Genomic DNA, 12,261 nt, shown 5'->3' on the forward strand with positions numbered 1-12,261 from the left:
AACATGATGAAGGTGCTTGTTACGGGAGGGGCAGGTTTTATCGGCAGCCATACGGTAAAACTATTACGCGAGCAAGGCTATCAAGTGGTTGTTGTCGACCGGTTGGCGGAGGCGGCCACGCCGGAAAAGGACGAGTCCGTATCCTTCTATCAATTGGACCTCGTATCCGAGCAACTGGAGGAAGTCTTTGAGACGGAGCGGCCGGACTGCGTGATTCATCTGGCCGCCCAGATCAGCGTTCAACGATCCTTGAAGGATCCTTGTCAGGACGCCGAAAACAATATCATGGGGACGATCCATTTGCTGATGCAGTGCGTTCGTTTCGGCGTGAAAAAGCTGGTGTTCGCTTCCTCGGCCGCCGTATACGGGACGCCGGAATCCATCCCGATTCAAGAGACGGACAACACGGATCCCCAGTCCTTCTACGGTGTGTCGAAGCTGGTGGCCGAAAGGTATATTCGCTCGTTCGCCGTCCAATATGGACTGGATTACGTCATTTTAAGGTACGCGAATGTCTATGGATTCAAAACAACCCGCTCCGGGGAAGACGGCGTTATAACGGCGTTCGTGGAACGGATTTTAAGCGGACAGCCGCTGGAGATTTTCGGCAGCGGGGAGCAGACGCGCGATTTCGTTCATGTGCAGGATGTGGCCCACGCCAACGTTCTGGCCATTCGAAACGGGAGCCGGGACATCATCAACATCAGCGGCGGCGGCGGAATTTCCCTGTTGGAAATCGTCGGGCTGCTGCGGGAGTTGTCCGGAGTGGAACCGGCTCTGCATTTCCTTCCGCCACAATCGGGGGATATCGATCACAGCGTGATGTGCAACCGAAAAGCGGCGGAGCAGCTGAACTGGATGCCTTATTATACCCTGCGCGACGGGTTGCATACGCTGCTCCGGCATGAGGCCCAATACAAAACGGGCCTGAGCATGCAGCCTCCCGGCACCCGCCAGCCGAAGCTAACGGGGATTTCGACCATCTAAGCCCTTGGAGCCGTCCGGTTTTCCGGACGGTTCCGCTATGCTATGATGGGAGAAAAGGTGCGGAAGCGGGTGGTGAATTGAAAACGGTTACCAGGGGGTGGACCGCGAAATCGTTTCGACTGTGGGGGTTGGGGCTCGTCGAGGCCATTTTCCTTCTTCCTGCATATATTTTGGTTCTGGCCTATCTCGCACCTGAACTCGTACAGTCCTCCATATCCTCATGGGGAGTGCTTTTGCTCGGCGGGGTGATGGCGTTTGCCGGAGTCTTGCTTCGCGGGCTTGTTCCGCTGTTTTGGAAACGGATTGCGGTCTCGGTGTTGCTGGGCGCGGTTTATGGCATGGCGGTGCTCGCCGCAACCGGCTCCGAACAGGCCGGGCTCTTGTTCGGTTTACCCGCAGGGGCGGTATTGGCGTGGCAGGGGATGACCGTGGCGGGACGGAGCAGCCCTCAGAAATTGTATTGGTGGGGAATCGCACTTTATACATTGTCGGGGGTGGCGTTTGCACGGATCCCCAACCTTGCAGCGTACATGCCGCTGATTACGGCTGCGGGGGTGTTCTGCCTGGCGTGGACCCTGTTTCACGTGAACCGAACCTATCTGCGGTACAGCACGTTCTCCCAAGAAAAAGCAGCCGGTTCCCGAACACTGCCTCGAGGGCTCGAACGGTATAACATAACCTGGATCGGCCTGATCGTTGCGGCGGCCGTTCTGTTGGCCGCCGGGGCGGGACGTTGGCTCGGGGAGGGGCTGCTGCAACTTCTGCGGGTAGTAGTCGGCTGGCTGAACCGGCCTTCCCCGGCGGAAAGTCCGCCGCAGACCGAAGGCGGGCCCGCCCCTACGCCGTTTATGCCGGCCGCCGAAGAGGCGGCGGAGCCCGGGTGGCTTTCACAGGTTCTCGACATCGCCTTTTACGTACTCGGTACCGGTGTTTTGCTGCTCCTGCTGGCCCTGGGGGTGTATTGGTTGTCCAGGCATGCCGGAGACTTTTGGCGGCGGGTGGTGAAGCGTCTGGCCGCCTTGCTCGGACGACGCGGTCTACCGGAGCGGCAGACGGGTTACGTGGATGAGGAAATCCGCTTGAACGCCTCCAAGCGGGCCGGGGGCAAGCTCAGAGAAAGGCGGGGCGCTTCGTTCCTGGGCTTGCGTTTCGGCAGGGGAGAGCGCTGGGAAGAGCTCCGCGATAATCGGGAGCGCGTCCGTTACCTTTACCGCCGTTGGCTTCGTCATGCGCAGTCCTCCGGGTATAAGCCAAGGGCTCATCTTACGCCCATGGAGCAGGCGGCGGAGGCACGGCATCTTTTCGGCCGGAAGGCGGCCTCGGGACGGTTCGGACCGGAGGCTGGGAAACGCGATCCCGAGCCCGATCGTGAGGGCCGGCAAGCCGCGACGGCCAAGCTTCTCGCCCTGTACTATCGGGCTCGCTACGGAGAAGCGGAGCCTTCCGACGAGGAAGTTTCCAGCGCCAAGCGGGAGCTGGATTTGTTGAGAGGCTCAGGCAAAAGATAGGGCACAAGCTGTGACGGCCGGCTGAGGCTGGCTGCCTTGCCCCGGATTGCCTGACAGCCGGGCCGAGGGTCCACGGACCCTGGCGCGGTCTCGCGGGCAAGTGATAAGGGCTTTAATCGGCGCTATTTTGTCGAATTCGTCCCTTCGATGAGAAATAGCGGTCTTTTTGGGCCTTATTTTTTGGAAAAGCGGGCAAAAACCTGATTTTGGGACCCGCATCAGAAAAATAAGGCCCCTTTTGACCGCTATTCTTCCCATGAACCTGAATCGGGCCGAAATAACGGCCCAAAATGCCGCTAAGACCGACGTCAGCCAGGAAGTATGGTCCGTTCCAGCGATCCCTTGCGTCACGCCGCTTCTTATGTTGCTTATAAGTCGACGATTAGTACCATGTCAACCAAGATGGAAAATTAGCAGTTTTTTTCCCGTTATTGCGGGCGACCAAATGGGCTGAGGCTTCTCCACTTGCCAACAGTTCTTTAAACCTCTTAATAACTAATTACTCCAAGTAACTAATTTATCTCATACGAGTCTATCTCAAACGAGCGGGCAGCAATCAGCAACGTTGATGCGAGACCAAGAGTCCATAACATAACGGGATTTTCTCCCGTTAATTCAGTCCGTTTCGTCCTCCGGCACCGAAATAGCTGGAAATTCTCCAGCTAATTCCTCGAAAGGGGGCGAAATAGCGAGGAAACCCAACAATTAGCAGGAATATTTCCAGTTAATCTTCTTCAACGACCGCGAAGAGCCCAAATAACGGGCGTTTTTCCCGTTATTGCGGGCGACCAAATGGGCTGAGGCTTCTCCACTCGCCAACAGTTCTTTAAACCTCTTACATAACTAATTACTCCAAGTAACTCATTTATCTCATACGAGTCTATCTCAAACGAGCGGGCAGCAATCAGCAACGTTGATGCGAGACCAAGAGTCCATAACATAACGGGATATTCTCCCGTTAATTCAGTCCGTTTCGTCCTCCGGCACCGAAATAGCTGGAAATTCTCCAGCTAATTCCTCGAAAGGGGGCAAAATAGCGAGGAAACCCAACAATTAGCTGTAATATTTCCAGTTAATCTTCTTCAACGACCGCTAAGAGTCGAAATAACGGGAGTTTTTCCCGTTATTTCGGCGCTCCCTCGCACCAAAAAAAGGTTGCCCCACAGCAGCTTGACGCCGCTGACGGGGCAACCTTTTTTTATTTTATGATTCCTCAAGTTGTGGTTCGAGCTTGATAATCTCCAGCTTCCGGAATCGATGCGGTTCTTTCTCAAGCAGTTTAAAGCGCAGGCTTTGGTGCTCCAACGTTTCTCCGATTTTCATTTCGGGGTGTCTGCCGTACAGCCAGCCGCCGATCGTGTCGACATCCTCCGTGTCCAGGTTAGCCAACAGCAGGTCATTGATCTGATTGATCGTAACCTTTCCATCGACTACCAGATGGGTTTCGCTGAGCTGAACCAGCGGCTGTTCCTCTTCCTTGTCGAATTCGTCGCGGATTTCGCCGACGATTTCTTCCAGGATGTCCTCGATGGTGACGAGACCGGCGGTGCCGCCATACTCATCAATGAGGATGGCGATATGCGTGCCTTCCCGCTGCATCCGCTGCAGCAATTCGTTGACCGGCGTCACTTCCGAAACGGCCATGACCGGCTGCAGGATCGAAGCGACTTCCAGGTTGGGATTATCCTCGTAAGCCAGGAAGAATTGTTTAGTGTTGATAACGCCGATGACATTGTCCTTGCTTTGTTCCACGACGGGGAATCTGGTATATTGCTGTTCTTTGATGATTTCCAGGTTCTCTTCCCGCGTTTTATCTGTATACAAGCACACCATGTCGGTGCGCGGAACCATAATTTCCTTGGCGAGCAGATTGTCAAACGCGAAGATCCGGTTGACGTAGCCATATTCGCTTTGATTGATTTTACCGCTCTCGAAGCTTTCGTTAATAATAATTTGCAGTTCCTCTTCCGAATGAGCTTCTTCATGCTCGGAAGCGGGTTTAATGCCGATCATCCTCACCAGTTGATTGGCCGAGCCGTTCAAGGTCCAGATGAAGGGGCGCATCACTTTGGTAAACAAAATGAGCGGCTTTGCGGTAAACATGGCCACGGCTTCCGCTTTGCGGATCGCCACGGTCTTCGGCGCCAATTCACCGACCACCACGTGAAGATAAGTAATCACCACAAATGCGATGATGAAGGAAAGCACACCGCCTAATGCTTCAGGTATGTGAAGGCTGTGAAACAACGGTTCAAGGATTCGCTCCACCGTCGGTTCGCCCAGCCAACCGAGTCCAAGCGCCGTGATCGTAATCCCCAACTGGCAGGCGGATAAATATCCGTCAAGATTGGAGGTGACCTGCTTAACGGCCAACGCCTTCTTGTGCCCTTCGGCAATCAACTGATCCACGCGGCTGCCCCGTACCCGGACGATCGCAAATTCCACCGCAACGAAAAATGCCGTCATTGCTATGAGAATCACGACCAAAACCAAATTCAATACCAAAAGCCTGTCACTGTCCATTCGCTACATCTACTCCTTTTTAATTAAAAGTATGAATAAAAGCATAATTATATTATAAAGCATGTGAATTGTTAATGCGAATGAGTAAGTATAGAATCATAACATAAATTATGGATTAATGTTCGTGTTTTAATTGATAATATGGTTGTTTTGTTTAAAATAACTCTTTCTATTTCGCTAATATACGAATAATGACTAATTTATCTATTGACTTATTCGGTAATTTAAAGCTATTATTAGTACCGTAACAAACGAAATCATAGATGGGCTTTAAACGATTCGTATATCCTCAAAAATACGGTTTGAGGGTCTCTACAAGGAACCACAAATTCCTGGCTACGAACGGGTGCTTGCGCATGCCTATTCGAAGTCGGGGATTTTTTTGCGTTTTCTGCAGACCATAACTAACCTCAGGAGGAATTTGAACTGATGAATAAATACGATGTAATCGTTGTCGGGGCCGGACCGGCGGGGATTTTTGCCTGCTATGAGCTGACGCGGAAAGCGCCGCATTGGAAGGTGCTGCTGGTGGATAAAGGACATGATATATACCGTCGCCGTTGTCCGATTTTGGAGGAGAAGATTACGCTTTGTCCTCCCGCTGCCGGGAAAAAGGAGTTTGCCGGCTGCCTTCCCGCCTGCTCCATTACGGCGGGGTTTGGAGGAGCCGGAGCTTACAGTGACGGGAAGTTTAACATCACGACCGAGTTCGGCGGCTGGTTGACGGATTACATCGCTCCGTCCAAAGTGCTGGAGCTGATCCGCTATGTGGACGCAATCAACCTTGAGCACGGCGCTACGCCGGTCATTACCGATCCGCTGACGGACGCGGTCAAGGGGATCGAGCAGCGCGGCTACGCCGCGGGTTTGAAGCTGCTTCGGGCTCAAGTCCGCCATCTCGGCACGGAACAAAATCTGGAGATCCTGAAATCGATCTATGAATATTTGAAAACCCGAATCGATATGATTTACAAGGCGGAGGTGGAGGACCTCATTACGGTCAAGGAAGATGGAGGGCATCGGGTTCAAGGCATCCTATTGAAAAACGGGGATACGTACGAGGCGAACAAGGTAATGGTAGCTCCGGGAAGGGACGGTTCGGCCTGGCTGACCGAAATTTTGAAGAAGCGCCGCCTGAAAATGTCGAACAATCAGGTCGATGTCGGCGTTCGTGTGGAAACGTCCGATGTGGTAATGAGGGAGATCAACGAGCATTTGTATGAAGGAAAGTTTATTTTCAACACCTCGGTCGGAACTAGAGTCCGGACGTTTTGCAGCAATCCGTCGGGGCATGTTGTCGTCGAGAACCACAGCGGTGTGATGGCCGCCAACGGGCACTCTTACAAAGATCCCGCCCTCGGCTCACAGAATACCAATTTCGCGCTGCTCGTATCGCATAAATTCACGGAGCCGTTCGACAAGCCGAACGAATATGCCAGAGAGATTTGCGAGCGGGCGAATGATCTTTCGAACGGCGGCGTGATCATACAGAAGTATGGCGATATTTTACGCGGGCGGCGCTCGACGGCGGCCCGGATCGCCGAGGGATTTTTGGAGCCGACCTTGAAGGAGGCGGTACCAGGGGATCTTGGACTCGTTCTGCCTTACAATACGATGAAGAGTTTGATCGAAATGGTCGAAGCGCTCGATAAGGTTACCCCGGGAATCGCTTCCGAGCACACGCTGTTCTACGGAGTAGAGGCCAAATTCTATTCGGCCCGTCCGAAACTGACGGAATCGCTGGAGACGGAAATCGCCGGCCTATATTGCGGCGGGGACGGGGCCGGTATTACCCGCGGCTTGGCCCAAGCCGGAGCGGCCGGAGTTTGGATCGCCAGGGGAATGATGGAGCAGGCAGGGGTATAGCGCACGACAAGATCATCGGATAATAGGAGTTAAAACGGAGGCGAGTAAGGGGCCTTCGTTTTTTTTGTTTCTTTGGGGCTTTAGTCTGGTGAGCTCGCGAAGCGTGCGAAACAAAAAACACCTGCTATGCGGGTGGTGTAGTGATGCTTATAGCAAAAAGCCATCTGATGTTGGGGTCGTTATCATAGGAGTGTTCAAGCTACGATGTATAACGAAAGGAAAAGGTTACTTAATGGCTAATCTAAGTGAAATGTCACATACAAAGAGGCGCCTAGTGTGCTTCCAAACTTCCAACTCTAAAAAGATGCAAATCTGCAGGTATTTTAGGACGATCTCCGAGGGGATTCGAAAAAAGATGCAAATCTGCAGGAATTTCCAGCGATTTTAGAGAAACGAGCCGATTTCGTCGAAAATTCCTGCAGATTTGCAGGAATTTTGAAATTTTGGGCCCCAACCAAGAAAAACATGCACATATGCAGGAATTCTATGTTATCAAGGTTATCTGAGGGGGGACCAGTAATAATCGCCCCCCTTCAGGGGGAGGCAAAAGCGGCAACGGCCTAGTAGCTTGAACGTAGTAAAAGCTAGCGCCTTTAGACGCGAGCCGATAATAAAGGCTTATAGCCTTAGAGCAAACCACCCGTTGGACGGGTGGTTGTTATTTAACATGATTTTTACAAGTAGGAAATAGTGGGCAATTGTTAGAATTTTATAATTGTAAGGGAAATTATCCAACAATTGTTAAGGGAGGAATCGATCACGTATGAAGCGCGCAAGGAAAAGAAGGCGGTTAAACTGGTTGCTGGTCATCGCCATGCTCGTCACCAGTCTGGCCGGCGCACTGCCCGCCGCTGCTGAGGAAGCGGGCCAGGGAGGCGCGATACCGGCGGCCGCGGCCTCGGATACGCTGTCTCAGACAGCGCCGGTGCCGGAGCAAGGCGGCACGGATTTGGCCGAGCCCGCCGGGTCGAGCGGCGCTTCCATCAGTGTGGGGGCGGCGATTGCCAAAGGTAACAGCGGGGAGCAGACCGTCGTTACCGGGTACATCGTGGGACATGCCACAGGATCGCTGACAGCGAATTTCAACGCGCCGTTCGGCAATGATTATAATTTTTTGTTGGCGGATACCCCGGATGAACGGGATCTCGGCAAGCTTGTTAACGTTCAAGTCCCCTCCGGCCTGCGGGGCGACTTCGGATTGCAGGGCCATCCCGAGCTGATCGGCCGTCAAGTGACCGTCTCCGGCTCCCTGAATGCCTATAATAACTTCCCCGGATTGAAATCGGTGAACAAAATTGAGCTTGCCGGAGGGGAGCTGCCAGGTGGAGAGCAGCCTGGCGGAGAACAACCGGGGGGCGAACAGCCTGGGGGAGAACAACCAGGGGGCGAACAGCCAGGTGGAGAGCAGCCCGAAACGCCCGCGCTACCGGACGGAACGGGCAAAAAGGTTCTGTTCGACCATGCGCACGCCCAAACCGCGGGCGCAGCGGATTGGGTCATCGACGGCGCCTTCTCCGATTTCGCCGACGGTCTCTGGGCAGCCGGATTCCAGGTGGACGCTCTGGACCGCCCCGTTCCATTTACGTTCGGGGAAGCGGCCATCACTTATGATACCCTGAAGGACTATGATGTTTTTATTTTGCCGGAAGCGAACATTCCGTTCAAAGCATCCGAGCAGGCGGCGATCGTTCAATATGTGGAAAACGGCGGGGCCGTATTTTTCATCTCGGACCATTACAATGCCGACCGCAACAAAAACCGTTGGGACGCTTCGGAGGTGTTTAACGGCTACCGCCGCGGCGCTTACGAAAACCCGGCCAAAGGGATGAGCGCGGAGGAAGCGAACTCGCCCGCCATGCAGGATATCATCAGCTCCGACTGGCTGGCCGATCACTTTGGGGTGCGCTTCCGATATAACGCCATTGGGGATGTTAACGCCAATGATATCGTGAATCCGTCCCAATCGTTCGGCATCACGTCAGGCGTGGAAGAGGTTGCCATGCATGCCGGCTCGACGGTGGCGATTCTGGACCCCGAAAAAGCGAAGGGCGTCGTTTATGTGCCGACGGGTGTCCCGGCCTGGGGCAACGCGGTAGACAGCGGCGTTTACAACGGAGGAGGCCGCGCCGAGGGGCCTTATGCCGCGATCGGCAAGCTGGGCCTCGGTAAAGCCGCGTTTATCGGAGATTCGTCTCCGGTAGAGGACGCCACGCCGAAATATGTAAGAGAAGAAAACGGGCAAAAGAAGAAAACGTATGACGGGTTCAAAGAAGTCGACGACGGAATCTTCCTGGTGAATACGGTCAGATGGTTGGCCCATGACGAGAAGTACACCTCTTTTGCCGAAGTCCCGGGTATCGAACTGGACCAGCCTACCGTGCTCGGACCGGAAGAGGAGCCGGCGGCGTCCGTGGAGCCGAAACCGGAGCCTTGGTCGGAGCCGGCGGCGGGGTATAAATGGTACGACCCGACCACTTTCAAGCCGGGGTCCTACGGATCCAGCGAGACTCCGCAACCGCAGCCGGTCTATGGCTTTGTTCATCAGTCCCGGCTGCCGGCCAACGAGGAGTTTCAAATCCGGGTAACGGCGGACAATCTTTTGCCAGGACAAACGATAAACGATCTGAAAGTGGGGATTTATCTGGCCGGCGGTGCGCAAATCGCCCGTTTCAAACATGCGGACGGCACGTGGTCGGATTACAACTATAGCCCGGCGTTTTCGCTGACGGGCGATGCGCTGGGGCACGCGGCCAAGGAACTGACCGTGCAGTTCAAGCCGGGCCAAGCGGGAAGCGCCAATCTGCGCTTGAAACAAGGAAGCGCCAATGCGTTGACGAAGGCCGTCACAATCGCCGATGTGAGCGCGGAGCCGCTGCCGGACGACAAGCCGCCGGTGCCGGAGCTGGCTTCCATTGCGGAGGTCCGCCAGAAACCGGACGGAACGAAGGTTACCGTCGAGGGCGTGATTACTTCTGAACCTGGCGTGTTTGGCGGTCAGGGATTCTACGTTCAGGATGAAACCGCCGGCATCTATGTGTTCCAAACGGCTTCCGGGTACCATGCGGGCGACCGGGTCCGCATCAGTGCCGAAAAAACGGTATATAACGGCGAGGTGGAACTGGAAAACCCGATTTTGATCGAGAAAAAGGGAATGGCTCCTCTGCCGAATCCGATCATCCAAAGCGGCGTGGACGAGACGAACCAGGGACGTCTGATTACTTTGGAGAACGTCGCAATCCAAAACCTGGTGCCGGCTTCACCGGCGGGATCCTTTGAGTTCGACGCCGTCAAAGCGGACGGTTCCAGCGCCAAGGTGCGGATCGACGGGAGAACGGGGATTAGCCAGTCGGCGTTCAGCGAAGCTTACCCGACGGGAACCCGCGTCAATGTTACCGGGATCGCCGCGATTTTTAAAGGGGTCTATCAACTCAAGCCGCTCAGTCTGGATCATGTGGTCCATTTTGACAACGCGGCACCGGTTACCCGTGCGGAGCATAACGGAAAAGCCGGCCAAAATGTCTACAATAAAGCCCAGGTAACCGTAGAGTGGATCGCCGAGGACGAGGGCGGCAGCGGCCTGGATTACACGGAATATCGGATGAACGGGGGAGCATGGGAGCGGGCCGCCGCTCCCCTCCAGCTTACAAAGGACGGCAAGTATGTCATCGAATATCGCTCGGTGGACAAGGCCGGAAACGTAGAAGAGAGCAAGACGCTTTACATCAATGTGGACCGTTTGGGTCCTGAAGTAAGTCTGAACGGAGAGAAAATCGTGATGCAGACGGCGGACAACGTCCCTTTTACGGTAACGGTTGAGGATCGTGCGAGCGGTGTCAAGAAGTCCGTTTATTATTTGGACGGCAAAAAGATCGGGGATCCGAACCGGCTGCAGCCGTATTATCTCTCGACCGGGAAGCACACGCTAAGTGTGACGGCCGCGGATGAACTGGGCCATAAGTCTTTTGTAAAGTTCACTTTTGAAGTGACGATGGATATCGACCATCTCGATGAACTGATTGACCTCGGGATGGAGCAGAAACGGATCAAAAAGAAGGAAGTGGCCGGTCTGCTCCAGGCTAAGGTGGCCGCGCTTCAGAAGGCGAAGACCAAGAAGGAACAACAAATCCGCTTAAATGAATTAAAGCTGATCGTTCTGGCCCAATCCGGCAGAGGCATGAAATCCGAATTCGCGCTTCTGGTTTACGAGGATTTGAGGTACATCGGCAAACAAGCGAGTTAACAATCCACACCTTTAAAGCAAAAAGACCGCAGCCCGGCTCTCCACCGTGCTGGGGTCTTTTTTTGGTTAAGCAGACCTAATCGCTCCATCGCTAGCCTCCAAAGGCCTACTCAGACTGGTCCCCTGCTCCATCATCCGGATTTCTTGGTTGATCTCTTTATAAATATGGGCCGTATAGAGGAGGAAGCTGACGATTCCGATCAGAATCGGGAGAACGGCGAGGGCGATAGGGATGTAGAGGCTGGTTTCGCCGGCGCTTTCGATTTTTTCCTTCCGCAGATCCGGATACCTGTCAAAACGTACGTTCAGTGATCGGATTTTTCGCTGCGCATGATGGAAATAAATCTGATTGGCGAAGGCGGCGAACACAACCTGCAGCACGAAATGAGCCGCGATGACCGTCCAGACCACCCCATTCGATAAATAGTAGGCGGGAAAGGTCAGGTAACGTATCACATTCACGAGCAAGGATAAACAGATCAAGTAAAGCAAAAAGTACAAATACATTCCTCGGTACAACAGCCAGTATCCTCCGAACAGAAAAGCGGGCCAGTTCCAGTGGCGATCTTCTTTCCAGAGGAGCAAGTACTCCTCGGCGCGTTTTCCGATAAAAAGGCTATAGTCCTCTTCGGTAGGCTCCGCCGTATTCCTTCGGGCTTGCTCAGGGTGAGGGTGGGGGGCCGCCGAGTTCAGAAAAGGGGCCAAGCCGTCGCTCTCCCTTTCAAGTTCGCGCGGTTTTACCGGAGCACCGCAGCTTACGCAAAATTTATCGTCTTCATATAAGCCCTTGCCGCAATTTGAACAGTACATGGCATCCTCCGTCGGTCTAGATGTAGTAAATAATATAGTCCTAAAGTACTATTAATTGTTATCGGAGATAGAGAAGAAAAAATGAAGATGCGGGATAAAAAATGGTTAATGATCATTGTGCAAACGATTGACCCGAAGGAAATAGCAATGGTATAATGCACGACATACAAGTGGAAGTAAACGTTTTAGTCATCCTTTGGGCGGAGGCGGATGTAAGGGACCCTCCGGTGGCTTGTTGCCATATGATGCAGTAGGTAGGGGACGCGGGTGTTTTAAGCGGCAACCGTTTTCATAGTTTGATGAGTCGATATCGTCCATTACCGGGAA

At 53.8% G+C, this 12,261-nt stretch carries 6 protein-coding genes and 1 riboswitch; of the genes, 4 read left to right on the forward strand and 2 right to left on the reverse strand.

Features of this window, described 5'->3' with window-relative positions:
• Positions 1-3: 3 nt before the first annotated feature.
• Both LBW89_RS05200 and LBW89_RS05205 read left to right on the forward strand, forming a co-directional pair.
• Positions 4-987 (forward strand): NAD-dependent epimerase/dehydratase family protein, encoded by a 984-nt coding sequence (locus tag LBW89_RS05200; protein WP_225038698.1) that lies wholly within the window; start codon positions 4-6, stop codon positions 985-987.
• 77 nt (positions 988-1,064) lie between these two features.
• Positions 1,065-2,495, forward strand: coding sequence for a DUF4129 domain-containing protein (locus LBW89_RS05205; RefSeq protein ID WP_225038699.1), 1,431 nt, complete (start codon positions 1,065-1,067; stop codon positions 2,493-2,495).
• Positions 2,496-3,698: 1,203 nt separating this feature from the next.
• Here the strand turns inward: LBW89_RS05205 and LBW89_RS05210 are convergent.
• Complete coding sequence (locus LBW89_RS05210) at positions 3,699-5,018, reverse strand: hemolysin family protein (RefSeq protein ID WP_225038700.1); 1,320 nt, start codon at positions 5,016-5,018, stop codon at positions 3,699-3,701.
• A 259-nt stretch (positions 5,019-5,277) separates the two neighbouring features.
• Positions 5,278-5,377: riboswitch (purine riboswitch) on the forward strand.
• A gap of 70 nt (positions 5,378-5,447) precedes the next feature.
• Here LBW89_RS05210 and LBW89_RS05215 point away from each other — a divergent pair.
• Positions 5,448-6,884 carry an NAD(P)/FAD-dependent oxidoreductase gene (locus LBW89_RS05215; RefSeq protein ID WP_225038701.1) on the forward strand — a complete coding sequence of 479 codons (1,437 nt, stop codon included), beginning with the start codon at positions 5,448-5,450 and terminating at the stop codon, positions 6,882-6,884.
• A gap of 763 nt (positions 6,885-7,647) precedes the next feature.
• A complete protein-coding gene (locus LBW89_RS05220; RefSeq protein WP_225038702.1) occupies positions 7,648-11,124 on the forward strand; it encodes a DUF6359 domain-containing protein in 3,477 nt (1,158 codons plus the stop codon).
• Between the two features lie 66 nt (positions 11,125-11,190).
• Here LBW89_RS05220 and LBW89_RS05225 read toward each other — a convergent pair whose 3' ends face one another.
• Complete coding sequence (locus tag LBW89_RS05225) at positions 11,191-11,934, reverse strand: zinc-ribbon domain-containing protein (protein WP_225038703.1); 744 nt, start codon at positions 11,932-11,934, stop codon at positions 11,191-11,193.
• Positions 11,935-12,261 lie beyond the last annotated feature (327 nt).

It is taken from the genome of Paenibacillus sp. alder61 (assembly GCF_020179875.1).
Classification (GTDB): domain Bacteria; phylum Bacillota; class Bacilli; order Paenibacillales; family Paenibacillaceae; genus Fontibacillus; species Fontibacillus faecis.